At 62.1% G+C, this 17741-nt stretch carries 16 protein-coding genes; 8 read left to right on the plus strand and 8 right to left on the minus strand.

What is annotated here, in order from left to right:
* The first annotated feature begins 45 nt into the window (after positions 1-45).
* The 4 genes from BMZ10_RS00765 to BMZ10_RS00780 all read left to right on the plus strand — a co-directional run bounded on the left by BMZ10_RS00765 (position 46) and on the right by BMZ10_RS00780 (position 4961).
* Positions 46-963, plus strand: coding sequence for a LysR family transcriptional regulator (locus BMZ10_RS00765; RefSeq protein ID WP_093458164.1), 918 nt, complete (start codon positions 46-48; stop codon positions 961-963).
* Positions 964-995: 32 nt separating this feature from the next.
* Entirely contained in the window at positions 996-1532 is a 537-nt protein-coding gene (locus BMZ10_RS00770; protein WP_093458165.1) for a sigma-70 family RNA polymerase sigma factor, read from the plus strand.
* Positions 1532-2470, plus strand: coding sequence for a FecR domain-containing protein (locus BMZ10_RS00775; protein ID WP_093458166.1), 939 nt, complete (start codon positions 1532-1534; stop codon positions 2468-2470). The genes BMZ10_RS00770 and BMZ10_RS00775 overlap by 1 nt, the downstream gene beginning before the upstream one ends.
* A gap of 73 nt (positions 2471-2543) precedes the next feature.
* Positions 2544-4961 (plus strand): TonB-dependent receptor, encoded by a 2418-nt coding sequence (locus tag BMZ10_RS00780; RefSeq protein WP_093458167.1) that lies wholly within the window; start codon positions 2544-2546, stop codon positions 4959-4961.
* 194 nt (positions 4962-5155) lie between these two features.
* Here BMZ10_RS00780 and BMZ10_RS00785 read toward each other — a convergent pair whose 3' ends face one another.
* Complete coding sequence (locus BMZ10_RS00785) at positions 5156-6079, minus strand: dihydrodipicolinate synthase family protein (RefSeq protein WP_093458168.1); 924 nt, start codon at positions 6077-6079, stop codon at positions 5156-5158.
* A gap of 176 nt (positions 6080-6255) precedes the next feature.
* Between BMZ10_RS00785 and BMZ10_RS00790 the strand changes: the two genes are divergently transcribed.
* From BMZ10_RS00790 to BMZ10_RS00800, 3 genes are all read left to right on the plus strand, one after another.
* Positions 6256-7221: a GntR family transcriptional regulator gene (locus BMZ10_RS00790; protein ID WP_093458169.1), complete on the plus strand. Its 966-nt coding sequence runs from the start codon at positions 6256-6258 to the stop codon at positions 7219-7221.
* 39 nt (positions 7222-7260) lie between these two features.
* Entirely contained in the window at positions 7261-8046 is a 786-nt protein-coding gene (locus BMZ10_RS00795; RefSeq protein ID WP_093458170.1) for an SDR family oxidoreductase, read from the plus strand.
* Between the two features lie 102 nt (positions 8047-8148).
* A complete protein-coding gene (locus BMZ10_RS00800) occupies positions 8149-9354 on the plus strand; it encodes a pyridoxal phosphate-dependent aminotransferase (RefSeq protein WP_093458171.1) in 1206 nt (401 codons plus the stop codon).
* A 62-nt stretch (positions 9355-9416) separates the two neighbouring features.
* Here the strand turns inward: BMZ10_RS00800 and BMZ10_RS00805 are convergent, their stop codons facing one another.
* From BMZ10_RS00805 to BMZ10_RS00835, 7 genes are all read right to left on the minus strand, one after another.
* Complete coding sequence (locus BMZ10_RS00805) at positions 9417-10592, minus strand: M24 family metallopeptidase (protein ID WP_093458172.1); 1176 nt, start codon at positions 10590-10592, stop codon at positions 9417-9419.
* Positions 10592-11689 carry a mandelate racemase/muconate lactonizing enzyme family protein gene (locus BMZ10_RS00810; RefSeq protein ID WP_093458173.1) on the minus strand — a complete coding sequence of 366 codons (1098 nt, stop codon included), beginning with the start codon at positions 11687-11689 and terminating at the stop codon, positions 10592-10594. The genes BMZ10_RS00805 and BMZ10_RS00810 overlap by 1 nt, the downstream gene beginning before the upstream one ends.
* Positions 11686-12855, minus strand: coding sequence for a M20 family metallopeptidase (locus BMZ10_RS00815; RefSeq protein ID WP_093458174.1), 1170 nt, complete (start codon positions 12853-12855; stop codon positions 11686-11688). The genes BMZ10_RS00810 and BMZ10_RS00815 overlap by 4 nt, the downstream gene beginning before the upstream one ends.
* 9 nt (positions 12856-12864) lie before the next feature.
* On the minus strand, positions 12865-13629 hold the full coding sequence (locus BMZ10_RS00820) for an amino acid ABC transporter ATP-binding protein (protein WP_093458175.1): 765 nt from the start codon (positions 13627-13629) through the stop codon (positions 12865-12867).
* 12 nt (positions 13630-13641) lie between these two features.
* Complete coding sequence (locus BMZ10_RS00825; RefSeq protein WP_093458176.1) at positions 13642-14367, minus strand: amino acid ABC transporter permease; 726 nt, start codon at positions 14365-14367, stop codon at positions 13642-13644.
* 67 nt (positions 14368-14434) lie between these two features.
* Entirely contained in the window at positions 14435-15259 is an 825-nt protein-coding gene (locus tag BMZ10_RS00830) for an ABC transporter substrate-binding protein (protein ID WP_093458177.1), read from the minus strand.
* A gap of 211 nt (positions 15260-15470) precedes the next feature.
* Positions 15471-16709 (minus strand): glutamine amidotransferase-related protein, encoded by a 1239-nt coding sequence (locus BMZ10_RS00835; RefSeq protein WP_177182018.1) that lies wholly within the window; start codon positions 16707-16709, stop codon positions 15471-15473.
* Positions 16710-16840: 131 nt separating this feature from the next.
* Here BMZ10_RS00835 and BMZ10_RS00840 point away from each other — a divergent pair, with 131 nt between their 5' ends.
* Positions 16841-17659: a LysR family transcriptional regulator gene (locus BMZ10_RS00840; RefSeq protein WP_256214278.1), complete on the plus strand. Its 819-nt coding sequence runs from the start codon at positions 16841-16843 to the stop codon at positions 17657-17659.
* The last annotated feature ends 82 nt before the right edge of the window (positions 17660-17741 follow it).

A 17741-nucleotide genomic window follows, 5' to 3' on the forward strand; every position in this document is an offset into this window, starting at 1 on the left:
ACATTGAAAATTCAATGAATGTGTATTGCGATATTGAGAAAATCGATGCTCCCGACGTTGAAACAACTGCAGCACTTCATTGCGATTGCCGACACCGGGCAAGTGTCCAGGGCTGCCCAGCGCTGTCACGTCACCCAGTCGTCGATGACCGCCTCTCTGAAAACGCTGGAAACCACCGTGGGCGCGACGTTGTTCACGCGCCACGCGGCGGGCGTCCGACTGACCGAGGCAGGGGATCGTTTTCTGCGGCACGCCCAGCAAGTCGAAGTCGTCATGCGCGAAGCGATGGACTCCGTTGCGCTACGGCCCTCGCAAGCCACCGGCCCGATCAGGATCGGCGTGACCGAGACGATCTCGGCGTACGTGCTGTCGGCTGTCATGAAGGCGCTTGAAAAGAAGTTTCCCGGGCTGGTGCCGACCTTCATGGAGCTTGAGCGCAGCGAGGTCGAGGCGGGCGTTCGCCAGGGCACGCTGGAAATGGCCCTGTTGCTGGCCTCGAACCTGCCGGCCAATGAGTCCCTGCAATGCCAGCCGTTGATCCGTTCTCCCCGGCAACTCTGGGCCCCGCCTGAGCACCCACTGATGGTGGCCGATCGGGTCGGCCTGGCAGACGTGGCCACGTATCGTTACATCCTGCTGGACATGGATGAACACGTGTCCACTGTCGATAAATACTGGCGCGAATACCACCTGAGGCCGGATGTCGGGTTTCGCAGTTCTTCGATCGAGGCGGTGCGCAGTCTGGTGGCGTCGGGGCAGGGCGTGACGATTCTGTCTGATCTGGTTTACCGTCCCTGGTCACTGGACGGTCATCGCATCGTGCGGCGTCAGTTGGCCGATCCCGTGCCGTCGATGGACGTAGGACTGGTCTGGGACTCGGCGCGGCCCCACAGCCGGAATTTCTTCGAAGTGAAGGACTACTTGTCCAGCTCCTTCAGGGACATGCTGAGAATGTCGGCCTGACAAGTGCGTTGATATGAGAATCATTAGCAACTATGATCCGGCCTTCTTTCGGGAGGCGGGTAGTGAGCGAGGATCGTCTGGGGCTTCTCTATGCAGAGCACAATAGCTGGCTGAAAGGCTGGATTTATCGTCGTCTGGGTTGCACCAGTCAGGCGGCAGACCTGGCGCAGGACACCTTTCTTCGCATCCTCAGTTCGCAACGTAAAACTGGCGAAAGGCTGAACCTGGACAGTCCGCGGGCCTATCTGGCGACGGTGGGCCAGCGGCTGATCTGCGATTACTTCCGCCGGCATTCGCTGGAGCGGGCGTACCTGGACATGCTCGCCACCCTGCCAGAAACCTTTTCACTCTCGCCAGAAGAACAGTGGGAATTGCGCGAAACCCTGTTCCAGCTCGATGCATTGCTCGATCGCTTGAAGCCTGTGGTACGGACAGTGTTCCTGCTCGCGCAGCTGGATGGCTTGACCTACCTGCAGATCGCCCGTCAGTTGGGCATCGGCGAGCGCTCGGTGAAACGTCATATGGCGACTGCGTTCGAGGCCTGCATCCTCTGGGAAATCGAGCAGTGATGTCGGCGCCTGCATCGATCAGTCGTGACGTTGCGCGTCAGGCCGCCCAGTGGTTGGTGCTGATGCATGACCAACCGCTGAGCGCTGCGCAGCATCAGGCCTGGACGCGCTGGCGCGCCGCCGACCCCGAACATGAACGCGCCTGGCAGCGCGCGCAGCACGTGCAACAACAGCTCAAAGGCCTTCCTCCTTCGATGGCCAAAGGCACACTCAACCGAGAGCGGCGTCAGGCGTTGAAGACCTTGCTGGTGCTGGGCGTGATGTCGCCCGCCGCCTTTCTGGGGTATCGATTTGGCGCCGGTCAGGGCTGGATGGCCGACTACCGGACCGCCACGGGCGAACGCCAGCAGATCACCCTGGCTGACGGCAGCGTGGTAAACCTGAACACCGACAGTGCAATCGACGTTCGATTCGATGCCGGTCAGCGCCTGATCCGTCTGGTGCGTGGAGAGATTTTCATCAGCACCGGCCTGGACGCGGCGCGACGGCCCTTGCGAGTGGCCAGCGAACAGGGCGTGCTGGAGCCGTTGGGGACGCGTTTCAGCGTGCGCCAGCTTGAAGGCGTTACGCAATTGGCGGTGTTGCAAGGCTGGGTGCGGGCGACCCCGAGCCACGCCGCGCCTCAGGTTATCGAAAGCGGCGAACAACTGCAGTTCAGCGCCGCGGCGTTCGGTCCTGTGCGTCCGGCCAGCGAAGTGGCTACGCGCTGGACCGAAGGCCAACTGGTGGCCGAAAACCTGCGGCTGGGCGAGTTCCTCGCCGAGCTGGGGCGTTATCGCCCTGGCCGGTTGCACTGTGACGACAGCGCATCGGCGCTGCGTATCAGCGGTGGCTTCCAGCTCGATAACAGCGACGCCATTCTCGCGGCCTTGCCAGACACCTTGCCCGTGACCGTGAGTTATCGAACCCGTTATTGGGTGACGGTCAGCAGAGCATGATTTTTTTTGGCCCGTTTTTTCAAGGCGCTCGTCCTTGGTAGTGAATCTGTAATCACCCAAGGACATTCGCTCCATGAAACATCCCAGCATCCCGCGCGCGACCACGTGCAACACCCTTGCAGTGTCATTACTGACTTTTGCGCTGGCCACTCAGCCGTTGCATGCCCTGGCAGACGAAGCGATCCGGCATTACAGCGTCCAGCCCGCGACGCTGGCCCAGGCGATCACCCGCTTCAGCGCGCAGGCAAAAATCACCGTGCAATTCGCCCCGGAACTGGCGCAGGGCTTGAATTCGCAGGGACTGGAGGGTGACTACGACACACAGAAAGGGCTCGCGGTGCTGCTCGCAGGTTCCGGCCTTGCGGCGGTGCAGCTGGGGGACGGCGTTTACGGATTGGTCAGAGTGCCCACTCAGGACAGCGGTGTGGTCACGCTGTCGGACGTCGATATCAACGGCAGCCGTCCCGATGCCGATGGCTCGGAGGCTGCGGGTTATGTGAGCGAACACGTCAACAACGTGGGGGCGCTGGGTGGCATGAAGCTGCAGGACACGCCTTATTCCATGAGCGTGACTTCTCAGGCGCTGCTCAAGAACCTGCAGGCGACCTCGACCGACGATGTGTTCAAACACAACCCTTTTGCCCAGTTGTATTCGCCCAAGAGTGCCGGCTACGCCAGTGCTATCACCATTCGCGGTTTTGGCGGCTCGTCCAGCCTCAACATAGCCAACGACGGGCTGCGTTTCAGCACGCTGGCCGATGGCGGCAACTTCATCGAAGACACTGAACAGCTGGAAGTGGTGACGGGCCTGACCGGGTTTCTGTACGGCCCGGCTTCCCCCGGCGGCTTGGCGAACTATGTGCTCAAACGCCCAACTTACCAGCGCTACAACAGCGTCACGCTGGGCAATGCAGGGGGCGAAAGCTACTATTTGCACGGCGACTTCGGCGGCCCGATCGACACGCAAGGCAAATTCGCCTACCGGCTCAACGTGTTGACGCAGGATGGCGAGACTGCAATCGACTTGCAAAAGCGCCGTCGGCAGATGATCAGCCTGGCACTGGACTGGAACATCAGTGACGATCTGCAGGTGCAGTTCGACGCGTCCCATAAGGAAAACCGCACCCGGGGCCTGACCAGCTATTGGTACTTCGCCGATGAGGCCTATCGTCCACGCGCCTCTTCACTGGATGCCGACAAGCTCTACAGCCAGAAGTGGGCGTTCTCCGACAACGAGACCGACAAGGCCGGCGTGCGGGCCAACTGGCGCCTGAACGACACGTTCAGTCTGCGTGGGGCATTCGCGGCTCAGCAATACACTCAGGAGTACACCTACACCGGCCCGCAGGTCGATGCGCCCGGTCAGTACACCCAACCGCTGTACGCGTTCGCGCCCCTTCAGACTCAGGAATATTCAGGCTATCTGTTCCTGGACTCGCAGTTCGTGACCGGCCCGCTGGACCACAAGGTGACGCTGGGCTATCAGGGCAATACGGCGCGTACGTTGATGTACGAGGACCACATCCCGGATCTGCAATACAGCTCGGTGATCGGTAGCGCCGTGCCGCTGGACGACCAGCCGCAAGTGAGCAAGCCGGATTATTCGGTCGGTCACGGCGCTCGACACATCTCCAGTACCAGCGACACGCAGAACGTGTTGATCGGCGACATCATCACCTTCAACGAGCAGTGGTCGACGATCCTCGGGGCGACCCACACCCGCATCACCAGTTACAACAATGACTTCGTCTATTCCGCGACGCCGCGCAAGACCCGTTATGACAAAAGCCTGACCTCTCCCAGCGTGTCGCTGATCTACAAACCGGTCCCCTGGCTGACGACCTACGTCACCTACATCGAAGGTCTGCAGAGCAGCGGGGTGGCACCGGCCAGGGCCGTCAATGCCGGAACCGCGCTGGCTCCGCAGATCAGCGAGCAGTACGAGATCGGGGCCAAGGCCAGCATCGGCGAAACGCTGGTGACCCTGGCGCTGTTCAGTATCGACAAGCCCAACACCTACACCAACAGTGCCCGGGTCTTCGTTCAGGATGGCCGCCAGGAAAACAATGGCATGGAGTTCAGCGTGACGGGCAAGGTGACCCCGCAGCTGACACTCGTCAGCGGCTTCACGCTGCTCGATCCGGAAGTGAAGAAGGGCGCAACGCCGGCCAACGATGGCAACTCGCCGATCAACGTGGCCAAACAACTGGCCAAGGTCTATGCCGAATACGACGTGGCCTCCGCGCCAGGCTTTGCCGTGACCGGCGGTGCGTTCTATACCGGCAAGCAATACGCCGACGAAGCCAATGACTACACGTTGCCGGCCTTTACCACCTTCGATGCAGGTGCCCGCTACCGCCTGCCGCTGGGCGATGAGGCCCTGACCCTGCGGTTGAATGTGAGTAACCTGACGGACAAGAAATACTGGCTCAACACCAGTTACCTGGGTGATCCCCGAACCGTGGCGTTCTCTGCACAATTCGAGTTCTGATGACCCGTCGTGCAGACGACGCACGCCTGAAAATGGTCAGGAAGGGAAGGGGGAAGGCGCCGCAAGCCAGGCGGTTGGCCCCTTCCAGCCTCGACAGCCGGGCGGGCGTGCCCACGTCGACGTGCTGCTGCAGCACCCTCTGCTGCCCGGGCGGACGATGCCCACGGCATCGACCGCCCCGAGGGCGAATCACATCAGGCGGGCAGAACCACTGAAGAGCGCGGGTCCTGGGCCAGGGCGCGCAACGCCGCTGCCACTTCCTCCAGTGCTTCACCTTGAAGGTCCAGCAAGGGGTGGCGGACCGAGCCGCCTTTGAATCCACGCAGGTTCATGATCGCTTTGGTGGTTTGCGGCTGACCGTGCTTGCGTGCCAGTTCGCGCAACGGGAACCAGAGGCGATGCAATTCGATCGCCCGCTTGGCGTCGCCGTTCTGGATCGCTCGGAACGTGGCCAGAATGAGCTCCGGCAGTGCGCCGCTGTTGGTGGAACTGATGCCGTCGAAGCCCGCCATCATCGGACCGCTGAATACCAGGTCGGACGCGCAGAACAGGCGTACTTTGCCGCCCAGTTTGTTGGCGATGCGATCGATCACGGTCGGCGTCAGATCACCCTGTTTCAGACCGACGACGCCTTCGATGGCGGCCAGTTGTTCGATTACCGAGACCGAAAGCGTGATGCCGATGCCTGGCGCGTTGTAGATGAGGATGCCGGTTTTCGACAACGGCGCCATTTCCTTGAAGAACGCGACGATCTGAGCGTCAGTGATTTCCGAGACGAACGGCGGCGTGACCATCGGCAGACCACCCAGATCGCCGGCCAGTTGCGTCAGTTCCCGCACCACGCGGCTGTCTGAACCGGCCGTGCAGAGCATGACCGGCACTCGGTCACCGACGATGTCCATGACCTTGCGGAACATGTCGGCACGCTCGGTGGTGCTCATGACCGGGAATTCGCCGTACGTCCCGCCAATCAGCAAGCCGTCATAACCCAGCGCGATGACCCGTTCGATGTTCTCGGCCATCGCGGCGTAGTCGAATTCGCCGGTGGCCGTGAACGGCGTGACGGTGATGTTGAAGATGCCGTGGAGGCGTTCGCGACACTCTTGAAGGCTTTGCATGCTTGAGTTCCTGAGGGGATGTTCGTAGAAGGCGGGCTGATATTGTATTATTTGTAATCATATGTACAATAAAATTTCTTCGGGCAAAGCGCTCCGCATGGCTGATGCTCATGAGCTAACGGATGGGCGTCCTTGGTAAGATGTGCGCACTTTTATCGTCTCGGGGTTCACTTTCCATGGCTTCGTCAAAGGGTCAGAACAGCCGCCGGCTGGCTAACCAGATTCTTGATTTTGTGCGCAAGGCGCGCTTCGAGCCTGGCCATCACCTGCGCGAACAACAGATTGCCGATCTGCTGGGCGTGTCCCGCACGCCTACCCGAAACGCCCTGAATCTGCTGGTCGCCGAGGGCATCGTGGAGACCCGGCGCAATCAGGGGTTCTTCCTGCTCAAAGCCTTCGACGCCCTGCAGCGCGTCGAGCTGGCCGTGGGCTCCAGCGTGGAGGACTCGCTGTTCGAACGTCTGGTCAATGACCGGCTCAGCGGGGCGATCCCCAATTCTCTGACGCAGACAGAAATCGCCCGCCGCTACGACGTGGATCGCGTCACGCTGATGAAAACCCTGACGCGCATGGCCGAAGACGGCCTGCTGATTCGCAACAAGGGGCATGGCTGGAGCTTCCTGCCGACGCTGGACGACGCTGCATTGCGCAGCGGTTATCAGTTCCGCCTGATGGTTGAGCCGGCGAACTTTCTGCAGCCGGAATTCCGGCCCAATGCCGCCGCGCTGGAACGCTCGCGCCTTCAGCACCTTTACCTGGCCAGTCATTCGGACTCCTCGGCGGTGAGCAATGCCCAGCTGTTTGAAACCGATGCGCAGTTTCACGAGATGTTCGCCGAATTCGGCGGCAACACTTTTGTGATTCAGGCGATTCAGCAGCAGAACCGCCTGCGCAAGCTGCTCGAATTCGCCGGCTACGCCAACCGTCGCCGGGTGCGCGACTGGTGCGCCGAACACTTGGCGATCATCGATGCCGTTGCCACCGGGCGCTACGCCGACGCCAGCGAGCTGATGCGCAAACATTTGACTCATGCCGACAGCGCCGCGCTGCCGGGCAAGAAACCGGCGGGCAAAACGCCGGCCAAGACGCCGGCCAAACCCCGCGCCCCGCGCAAGACAGTCGATCTTTCTGTTCCCGGTTAGCGCCGTCTGGCGCCGGCCTTCACGTAAAACGAGGTTTTCATGGATTTAGGTTTGCGAGGTAAACGTGCACTGGTGTTGGGTGCAAGTCGTGGTCTGGGCCTGGCCATCGGCCAATGTCTGGCCGCTGAAGGCGCCATCGTGACGCTGTGCGGCCGCAACCGCGACGCGCTCGTTCAATCGGCGGGCGCACTGGTCGAAGGCGGCGCCGAAGCCGATTTTCTGCAATTGGACCTCGCCGATCCGGCGCAACGCCGGTCCGCCCTCGACAGCCTGCTGGCTGATGGTCGCGGCTACGACATCCTGATCAACAACGGCGGCGGGCCAGCACCTGGCGCGGTCGCTGGCGTGGACACCGCGCAATGGCACGCGGCGTTCGACAGCATGGTCACCGCGCTGTTCGAAATCACCGCCCGCGTGTTGCCAGGCATGCGCGAGCGTGGCTGGGGCCGCGTCATCAATCTGGTGTCCTCTGGCGTGGTTCAGCCCATCCCCAACCTGGGTGTCTCCAACGCCTTGCGCGCCAGCATCATCGGTTGGGCGAAAACCCTGGCAGCCGAGGTTGCCGCCGATGGCGTCACCGTCAACTCGGTCATTCCGGGACGCATTGCCACTGACCGTGTCGGCGAACTGGACGAGGCAGCGGCCAAGCGCAGCGGATCGACCGCAGACGCCATCGCCAAGGCTTCACGTGCCACCATTCCCATGGGCCGCTATGGGGAACCTGCAGAATTTGCCGATGCCGTGGCGTTTCTCGCCAGCGGCCGCGCTGGCTATATCACCGGCACTTCGCTGCGTGTCGACGGCGGCCTGATCCGCAGCACCTGACGTCCCTCACCTGATTTTTCCCTGCACCGTGGTGCAACCGGTTTTTCTGTGTCACCAGTTGATTTATATGTGTCAACTGGTGCAATTAATGAGAATGCAGACATGATCAACCCACTTTTGGCTCATCGTATGGGCCGCGTGCGCCCATCACCCACCGCAGAAATATCCGACAAGGTTCGCGCGCTGACTGCCGCTGGCCACTCAGTGATCAACCTGGGCGAAGGTGAACTCGATTTTCCTACCCCGTCGCACATCGCCGAGGCGGGCATTCAGGCGATCAAAGCGGGGGAGACCAAATACACTGCTGTGCCCGGCACGGCGCGCCTCAAACAGGCGATCATCGACAAGTTCGCCCGGGAGAATGGCCTTACCTACGCGCCCGGCGAAGTCATTGCCGGCGCCGGTGCCAAGCAACTGATCTTCAACGCCCTGATGGCTACGCTGAACCCGGGCGATGAGGTGATCGTTCCTGCGCCGTATTGGGTGTCTTATCCGGACATGGTTTCGCTGGCCGAGGGCCAATGCAAGATCGTCCAGTGCCATGAGGCCGATGGCTGGAAGCTGCAGCCGCAGGCGCTCGAAGCGGCGATCACGCCCCGCACTCGCTGGGTGCTGCTCAATTCACCGAACAACCCGACAGGCGCGGTTTACAGCGAGGCGGAAATCCGCAGCCTGACCGACGTCCTGTTGCGCCACGAGCACGTGCTGGTGTTGGCCGACGACATTTACGAACACACGCGCTTCGGTCAGCCGTTCTTCACCCCGGCCCAGGTCGAACCGCTGCTGGTGCCGCGCACCCTGACGGTCAACGGGCTGTCCAAGGCGTTCTCGATGACCGGCTGGCGCATCGGCTACGCGGGCGGACCGAAGTGGCTGATCGACGCGCTGCAAGTGTTGCAATCGCAAAGCACCTCCAACGCCAGTTCGATTTCTCAGGCGGCGGCAGTGGCTGCGCTGGACGGCGGCACCGGTTTCATCGATGAGTGGATCAGCCGTCTGGCGGCGCGCCGTGATCGGGTGCTGGCCAGCGTGGGCCGAATCGATGGGCTGGCGTGTGCGATGCCAGAAGGCGCGTTCTATCTGTTCGTGAACTGCCAGGGCATGTACGGCAGGACGACGCCGGACGGCAAGCTGATCACCGATGATTTTGCGTTCGCCAGTTATCTGCTGGACGCTGCCAAGGTCGGGACGGTGCATGGCTCGGCCTTTGGTGCACCGGGTTATCTGCGCATCGCCTACGCGGTGAATGACGATGTGCTGGCCGACGCCTGCCAGCGGCTGGAGCAGGTCTGCGCGCAACTCAAGTAACGAAAAAATCCCACGGTGGCATTGGCGTGCCGCCGTGGGATGCGTTTGGTTCAGCGTGGCGTTCAGATCTGCAACAACGGACGCTCCAGGGTGCCCAGCACGCGGTACCCGGTTTCAGTGATGACCACGGTTTCGCTGACGCCCACGGTGAACTCGCCGTAGATGCGCAGGGCAGGGGGAATGTGGAAACTCATGCCCGGCTGCAGCTCGGTTTTCACACCGCTGTACAGGCTCAGAATCGAGCCTTCGCCCCAGTCTGGCGCGAACGAAATACCCACCGAGTAGCCCGTGCGTTTCTTGAACGCATCAGTAAAGCCTGCACGGTCGATCACCGCCTGGCAGGCGATGTGCGACGCCTCGCAGGGCTCGCCCGGGCGCAGTGCATCCAGCGCGGCCTGCAACGCTTCCTGACAGACCTTTTCCATTTCGGCGGCGATGGCCGGCGGCTTGCCGAGCCAGGCGCACCGCATCAGCGCGGCGTGATAGCGATCGTGGCTGGCGGCCATTTCAAGAAATGCCGGTTCGCCGGCCTGCAGCACACGACGGCGCCAGGTGCCGTGGGGCACCCCGGTGCGAGGTCCGCTCGACACCAGCGGCTCCATGCCCATGTACTCGGAGCCCGCGGCAATCGAGGCCTGAAGCATGGCGGCAACCAGATCGTTTTCACTGGCGCCTTCGCGTACTGCGTTCATGCCTGCGCGCATGCCGGCATCGACATAACGGGCGGCGAACTCGAGCTTTTCGACCTCGGCGGCAGACTTCACCGCGCGCAACTTCTCGACCACGCCGGCGGCGTCATGAATGGCGCCGAGTTTGCCCTGCAGCGCTTCGTACACCGCAATCGGCAGGAACCAGCCGCGTTTGTCGATGGCAATACGGCGATTGCTCCAGCCCTTGCGCTCGATGGCCGCGACCAGAAAGCTCACCGGATCGTCGCCGTCCAGGTACACCGACGCGTCGCTGATGAAAGTGTTGGCAATGAAGTTGAAATACTCCAGCTGGCGGATGACGAACATCGGTTCGCCGTCCACCGGCAACACCAGCGCCTGGAAGGTGTAGTAACCCGGGGTTTGCTGACCGGTCAGGTAGAAAATGTTTTCCGGGCCGGTGACGATCATCACGTCGATGCCGGCGTTGGCCAGATTGGTCCGGGCGCGACGGATGCGCTCGTCGTATTCGGCCGCCGGGAAGGCGGACTCGCTGCCTTGACGGACGTTGGTTGGAGGCGTTGGGTTCATCAGAAACTCCGAATCAATTGAGTTTTTCCAGGATCAAGGGTGATCCCCAGTCCATGTCCTGCCGGCACCTGCACGGTGCCGTTGGCATACAGCAGTGGGCCGATGGGGTCATCGCTCAGGCCGTCGGCGCCATACAGCTCCGCGAAGCGCGGGTTGCTGGCGCACGCGACGTGCAGGGCGGCCGCCGTGGCCGCGGCGCCTTCGTTCATTTGTCCGATCATGCAGGGCACGCCCGCGCTTGCCAGCTGCCGCGCAGCCGCGAGACACGGCGCAATGCCGCCGACCTTGACGAGCTTGAGGTGCGCCCAGAGCTTGCCGCCCAGTGCGCAGAGGCGATCGACGTCGGCACGGCCGGCCAGACCTTCGTCGATCATCAACGGCACCAAGCTGTGCCGCGCCAGTTCCTCGATCGCCTGCCAGTCACCAGCGGCGATGGGCTGTTCCACATACGTCAGATCGAAAGCGGACAAGGCCTCCAGGTTCTTCGCCGCGGCCTCGCGGGTCCATTGACCGTTGGCATCCACGGCAATCTTGATGCGGGTGCCGAAGCATTCGCGCAGAGCCCGCAGACGCAGCAGATCCTCCTCAAAGGTGCTGACGGCGATGCGCACTTTCAGGTCGCGGAAGCCGCGGTCGACATAGGCTTGAGCCTGCGCGAGGAAGACGTCCATGGGCGACCAGAACAAGGTCTGGTTGCTGGCGTAACGGATGTCTGCTGCCGCAGCGCCCAGCCATTGCGCCAACGGCAATGCCGCTCGGCGCGCCAGAAGGTCGTGCAGCGCACAGTCGATCAGGGTGCGCACCGGCATGCTCAGGTTCGCGGCGCCTGTCGAGATCCGCGCCAGCATCTGCGCCGGGTCCTCTTCCAGGTTCAGCCCGTCGATCGCCTGCAGGGCCTGGGCGATCACCTGATCCGGGGTATAGCCGTTGAGGTAGGCGATGTTGATCCGGACCTCGCCGACGCCTTGATGCTGACCGTCGTCCAGGCACAGGTACAGCGATTGCAGCTCGCCGACACTGCCGGACGACGCCGTGTGCAGTTGCACGCCATTGCCGTAATGCAGATTGGCGCGGCGCAATGAGCCTGTGAGGATCATGCGTTTTTCTTCGCCAGCATCTGCAGGGCGATATCCCGGTAGATCAGGCTTGAGGCGATGAATTCATCGATTGGCACGAACTCATCCGGCTTGTGGGCGACGGCAAGGGTGCCGGGTCCGATGACCGTGCCGGTGGTGCCCAGGCTGCGGAAATGCACCAGATCGCAACCGCCCTGGAAACCGAACGGACCGGCGTTGCCGCTGTTGTGTTCGCGACAGGCGGCAAGGCTGGCCTGGACAATGGGTTCCGACTCTGCGGTTTCCGTGGCGCCGCCGGTGGTGGCTTTGTACTCGAGCACCTCGGCGCGCACGCCGAAGCGCTCATTTGCCAGGGCCAGCAGCTGATCGATCTCGGCCTTGACCTCGTTTTCGTCCTCGCCCGGCACCATGCGCCGATCCAGCAACAGGTCGCAGGCGCCCGGCAGCACGTTGTCGGCATGCCCACCGTTGATGCGGGTGACCGTCAGACTCGCTTCACCCACCAGCGCGTGACAGTGGCACTTCACCGAATGCTCGTGATGTTCCTCGATCAGTCCCAACAGCTGGCCGGCGCGGTAGATCGCGTTCTCGCCCAGATGCGGCGTGCCGGAGTGCGCGGTCACGCCATGCACGCGCACCAAGGGGCGCAAGCTGCCTTTGTGGGCAGTGAATGCGGCGTTGGAGGTCGGCTCGCCGATCACGGCGAAGTCGATGTGCGGCGGTTGATGAGCGACGTAGTGCTTGGCACCTTCGCTGGCGATTTCCTCGTCGGCGGCAAAGACCGCCATCAGCGTTCCGGACCAGCGTTCACGGCAGGCAATCAGCATGCGCGTGGCTTCGATCATCGCCACCATCGGACCTTTGGCATCGCAGCTGCCACGGCCATACAGCTTGCCGTCGGCTTCGTGCAGCACGAAGGGGTCAGTCTTCCAGCCTTCGCCGGCGGGCACAGTGTCGATGTGGGTGTTGAACGCGAACGTCGGGCCGGGGCCATTGGCGTACGTCGCGATCACGTTGACGCGGCCAGGCTTGTATTCCGACAGCGACAGGTCGAATCCTTCAGCTTCCAGCAGGACCTTGAGGTGTTGCGCCGCTTTCAGTTCATGACCGGGCGGGTTTTCAGTGTTGATTGCGACGAGGGCGGCCAGGTCGCGCTTCATGCGGGCGAAATCAGGTTGTTCGTTCATGGCAGGGTCTCAGTGCAGGATCTGATCAAGAAAGTGGCGGGTACGCGGATTGACCGTGCCGCCGAAGAAGTCGGCGTTGCTGGCGTTTTCGATGATTTCGCCTTTTTCCATGAACACGATGCGATCAGCTGCGCGTCGGGCGAAGCCCATCTCGTGCGTCACCACCAGGCTGGTCATGCCCTCGCTGGACAGGTCGGCCATCACGTCGACGACCTCGCGGATCATCTCCGGGTCCAGCGCGGAGGTCGGCTCGTCGTAGAGCATCACTTTGGGCTTCATCGCCAGAGAGCGGGCGATGGCCACCCGCTGTTGCTGTCCGCCGGAAATCTCGTCGGGATAGGCATCGGCTTTCTCGGGAATGCGCACTTTGCCCAGCAGCTCCAGGGCGATGTCATGGGCGTCGGCGCGGCTCATGCCCAGTACATTCATCGGCGCGAGCATGATGTTTTCGACCACGGACAGATGGGAAAACAGTTCGAAGTTCTGGAACACCATGCCGATGTCGCGGCGCAGCAAGTGCACCTGGCGACGGTCGTAATCGATGCGCCGGCCTTCGAAAAACAGGTCGCCGGCATCCGCCGGTTCCAGCTGGTTGACGCATCGCAGCAAGGTGGATTTGCCCGATCCGGAAGGGCCGATGATGACCACCGTTTCGCCGGAATGGACATTCAGCGAGCAATTCTTGAGCACCTGAAAAGGGCCGAAGTGTTTGTCGATGCCGATCAGTTCAAGCAGCGGTTTGCCGTTGACCGGAGGGGAGCTGGTTTTCTGCATGATCGTGTTCTCCTAGCGAACGGTGGCGCCGCGTGACGAGCCCAGCATGCGCTCGGTCAGGCTGACGCGCGGGCCTTTGCGGCGCTGTTTCGGGTCCAGGCGGCGTTCGATCAGGGCTTGTACGCCCATGAACAGCGTGGTCAGCACCAGGTAGTAGATACCGGCAGCTGTCAGCGCCTCGAAGTAGCGGAAGTTGGAACTGGCGGTCTGATTGGCGACCAGCATCAGTTCTTCGACGGCGACCACCGACACCAGCGCGCTGAGCTTGAGCATGCCGACCATCTGGTTGCCGATGGGAGGCAGGATCATGCGCGTGGCTTGCGGAATCACCACATGGCGCAGCACGGCGAAAGGCTTCATGCCCAGGGCCAGAGCGGCTGTGCGCTGACCTTTTTTCACAGCCTGCATGCCGGAGCGAATGATTTCGGCCATGTACGCGCCTTCGTTGAGCGACAGGGCCAGCACTGCGCTGACCATCGCTGTCAGGCGTATGCCGAATGTCGGCAGGACGTTGTAGATGAAGATGATCTGAAACAGCACCGGTGTGCCGCGAAACAGCCACAGGTAAACCAGCGCGACGGTACGGCCGACTCGCGTGTTGCTGTCCTGGAGCAGGGCGATGATCACGCCGACAGCCACACCGAAGATCAGTGAGTACATGGTGATCAGCAAGGTGGTGACGGCGCCATGGAAGAACGCCGGGGAAATCAGGTATTGCAGGACCAGGTCGAACGACATGATGCTTCCTCAGTGAGCGGTGCCGGGCGCCGAATCAACACGCCGCCCGGGCTTCTGGAAATGGGCTTCAGTCGAACAGCGAAACGCTTGCAGGGAACTTCCATTTTTCGATGATTTGCTTGTAGGTACCGTCGGCGACGATTTCCTTGAGTGCGCCTTGCAAGGCATCGCTCATGGCCGTATTGCCTTTGGCAACGGCCATCCCGATCTGAGTCTGGGATTCGAATTCAGGGCCTACGGTTTTGTAGACGCCCGGCACTTCGCGCAGCATCTGGACGACGCCCGGCGTCGAATCGAACGTTGCATCGGCGCGTCCCTGACGCAGGCTCAAGGCCGAAGCCTGAGCGGTCGGCAAGGTCTGCACTTTGATCGCCGCAAGCCCGGCGCTCGTGCAGCGTTTGTCATCTTCGCGGGCGTAGGTTTCTTCGATGCCACCCAGGGTGACCGCCACGGTCTTGCCGCACAGCGAGTTGTCGCGGCCGGTGATCTTGGCCGGGTTGTCCAGGGTGACCACCACCTGATTGCCGATGCGCAGGTAAGGGACGAAATCGACCTGAGTCGCGCGAGCTTCGTTCATGTACATCGCCGAGTTGATCAGGTCGACGCGCTTGCCCTGAAGCGCCGGGATCAGGCCCTGGAACTCCATGTTCATGGCCTTGGGCGTCAATGCCAGCTTCTTGCCCAGGGCCTCGATGAGGTCGATGTCGAACCCGGTCAGTTTGCCGTTGGACTGGAACTCGAAAGGCGCGAAGGTGGCCGCCGTGCCGTAGGTCAATTCACCGGCCGAGATCACCGGAGCCGTTGCGCCGGTCGCAGCGCTGACGAAAGGAGCGACCAGGAGTGAGGACAGTACTGCGAGGGCGCGCAGGTGGGTGGAAAGTGTTCTGGTCATAGCTGTCTCCAAGGTTCAAATTTATTGCACTATTTGTATCAAGTAGTGCAAATAAGTCTAAGGTCGTAGTGAGTCTTCAGAGGGCGTACCGCACTGAAGTGGTGCATTAGGTTGTTGGTTTTAGGTGCATCAAGCAGGGGAGGCGCAGCCCAGAGGGGCGTCAATCAAATGGAGCAAGATGTGTTCCATGTTGTTATACGTGTGTCGCAATCTACCGGGTGGCCTCGTCCTCAACGACGGATGGCGGAGCACTCGACGTCATGGCTGCGCGCATGAAGTCTTCGATCAGCGGGTGCGGCTTGCCGGCGGTGGAGCACTGCTCGGGGTGGCCTTGCATGCCTTGATAGAAGACGTGGTGCGGCCAGGCCATGGCGTCGACGACCTGTCCGGTGGCGTCGGTCGCCGTGATGATCATGCCTGCTGTTTCGAGGGGGTCGACGAGGTCGGGATTGAGGAAAAAACGGTGGTTGCAGCGGATCACCGGATGGCTTTGAAAGCGCTGCTCAGTGGCTGCCACCTTGAAGCTCAGGCGACGATCGCCGAGGCGATGTTCCTCGAGGCCCGGCAAACCGGCCATCGGCACGAAGCTCTTGATGGGCGCGTCCGGCGCGGCCTCGGCCATGTTGGCCTGTTCAAGTCCCGGAAGGCTCTGGGCCAGGGCGGTCGTCATCGACTGCATGCCCAGGCACAGCCCGAGCACGGGTGTGCCCGATAGCAGGCCATGGCGGGCCGCACGGATTTGCCCTGGCACGTTGTTCATGTCCGAGCCGCCGGGCAGGACGATGCCGTCCACGTCAGCCAGCGCCTGTACGTCCAGCGATTGCGGATCGACAAAGCGGACCTGCATCTCGAGGCCGCAGGCGTCGGCGGCATCGGCCAGTGCGGCGAGGGTCGCCGGATACACGTCCTTCTGATCCGCTTCGGCGCCGACAAGCGCCACGCGCAACAGCGCCAGGTCCGACGCTGTGGACGGCCGCGAATCGACCTTCATCCAGCGTCCGGACGCGTCCCGGCTCCAGCGACCGTGAGCGGTAGGGCGGCCGTGCTGATCCTGCAGATACCATGAATCGTGATCGTCTCGGACCGTCAGATGACAGACCGAAACCCCGGCGGCCTCGGCTTGCTCGACCAGGGTCTGCAGCGTTGCACTCAACTGGTGTGCGTCATCCCAGGGGACGACCACGTCGCACTCACCGGCCCGGGCAATGATCGCCTGGGGATCGCTGGCCGCCTCGATCTGGCGGTCGGTCAGCCGTTCGTACCAGAGCAGTCCGCTTGGGACCAGCGAGCCGCTGCTCGCCACCATTTGTACGCGGTCAGCGCCTTGGGTTGAGTCGAACGCGATCGGCAGATGCATCAACACGGCATTCTGCGCACAGGCGACGGTGGCAGCCATCGCGCCATACAACGCAGGAGAACAGGGCGAATGATGAACCAGCGTCAGTGTCATTGATGACTCCTCGGAAAAACCTGACCACAACAATGCTTGCATAGACTGTAGGTTTGCCGGCATTCGAGCTAGCATGTTTTTATTGTTTCAAAAAAAAGTATTTCTTATGGACACGCGTTACCTGAGCTGTCGTGGACTGCGGGTCGATCGTCGATGCCGCCCGTACAGAAGGCGTGACAGCTGCGGCTGTCAGTCAACGGATGCAGGTACTGGAGCGTACGCTGGGCTTTGCGCTGTTGTCCCGCGTCGGGCATTCCGTGAAAGCCACCGAAGCCTGCGTTGCCCTGTTGCCGCGGGTGCGTCATATCGTCGGGCAGGTCGCGCTGCTTGCCGGCGATGCCGACGCGAGCGGGTTGACTGGATCACTGCGCATCGGCGCCATCTCCACCACGCTCGCCGGGCTTTTACCCCGGGCATTGCTGGAGCTGAGTCGTCTTGCCCCAGGCATCAAGACCTCGATCTTGCCCGGGACATCGCGCTCTTTGTACATGGCGCTGCAAAATGGCGAACTGGACGCCGCCGTGATCGTGGCGCCGCCCTTTGACCTCCCGAAAATGTTTCGCCTGGCGCCGCTGCACGTCGAAAAGCTGGTGCTGGCCTCCAAAGCCCCGCCAGGGATGAGCATTTCCGAGGCCCTGCAGAGCTTTCCCTACGTCTGCTACGAACCCACTTCCTGGGGCGGGCTGCATGCCAAACGCTATCTGGACGATAACGGTCTGGCGGTGACGCCGCTGTTCAGCCTGGACGGCCTTGAAGCGATTGCGGCCCTTGTCGCCAACGGCATCGGCGCGAGCCTGATGCCCATGTGGTCGGGACTTGAGCAGCTCGCCAAGGACTTCACCATCACGCCCGTCGGTGACGGCTACGACCGCGAAATCGTGCTGGTGACGCTCGCCCATACGGACCGGCCGCGCATGCTCGAAGTGTTGCTGCAGGCACTCGCCAAGTGATCGGTGCGTTGCGCGTGCCGCTGATCGCGACGTCTCGCCTGGATGAAGGTCACGTATTGACATATCGATAAATCTCGATACG

Source organism: Pseudomonas sp. NFR16, from assembly GCF_900108875.1.
Taxonomy (GTDB): Bacteria; Pseudomonadota; Gammaproteobacteria; order Pseudomonadales; family Pseudomonadaceae; genus Aquipseudomonas.

Bases quoted from the DNA above. Each gene is read 5' to 3' on its own strand.
- BMZ10_RS00785 (WP_093458168.1), bottom strand. From the start codon at position 6,079: ATGCAAAGCCTTCAAGAGTGTCGCGAACGCCTCCACGGCATCTTCAAC.
- BMZ10_RS00825 (WP_093458176.1), bottom strand. From the start codon at position 14,367: ATGTCGTTCGACCTGGTCCTGCAATACCTGATTTCCCCGGCGTTCTTC.
- BMZ10_RS00775 (WP_093458166.1), top strand. From the start codon at position 1,532: ATGTCGGCGCCTGCATCGATCAGTCGTGACGTTGCGCGTCAGGCCGCC.
- BMZ10_RS00770 (WP_093458165.1), top strand. From the start codon at position 996: ATGATCCGGCCTTCTTTCGGGAGGCGGGTAGTGAGCGAGGATCGTCTG.
- BMZ10_RS00780 (WP_093458167.1), top strand. From the start codon at position 2,544: ATGAAACATCCCAGCATCCCGCGCGCGACCACGTGCAACACCCTTGCA.
- BMZ10_RS00765 (WP_093458164.1), top strand. From the start codon at position 46: ATGCTCCCGACGTTGAAACAACTGCAGCACTTCATTGCGATTGCCGAC.
- BMZ10_RS00795 (WP_093458170.1), top strand. From the start codon at position 7,261: ATGGATTTAGGTTTGCGAGGTAAACGTGCACTGGTGTTGGGTGCAAGT.
- BMZ10_RS00835 (WP_177182018.1), bottom strand. From the start codon at position 16,709: ATGACACTGACGCTGGTTCATCATTCGCCCTGTTCTCCTGCGTTGTAT.
- BMZ10_RS00810 (WP_093458173.1), bottom strand. From the start codon at position 11,689: ATGATCCTCACAGGCTCATTGCGCCGCGCCAATCTGCATTACGGCAAT.
- BMZ10_RS00815 (WP_093458174.1), bottom strand. From the start codon at position 12,855: ATGAACGAACAACCTGATTTCGCCCGCATGAAGCGCGACCTGGCCGCC.
- BMZ10_RS00830 (WP_093458177.1), bottom strand. From the start codon at position 15,259: ATGACCAGAACACTTTCCACCCACCTGCGCGCCCTCGCAGTACTGTCC.
- BMZ10_RS00790 (WP_093458169.1), top strand. From the start codon at position 6,256: ATGGCTTCGTCAAAGGGTCAGAACAGCCGCCGGCTGGCTAACCAGATT.
- BMZ10_RS00820 (WP_093458175.1), bottom strand. From the start codon at position 13,629: ATGCAGAAAACCAGCTCCCCTCCGGTCAACGGCAAACCGCTGCTTGAA.
- BMZ10_RS00805 (WP_093458172.1), bottom strand. From the start codon at position 10,592: ATGAACCCAACGCCTCCAACCAACGTCCGTCAAGGCAGCGAGTCCGCC.
- BMZ10_RS00800 (WP_093458171.1), top strand. From the start codon at position 8,149: ATGATCAACCCACTTTTGGCTCATCGTATGGGCCGCGTGCGCCCATCA.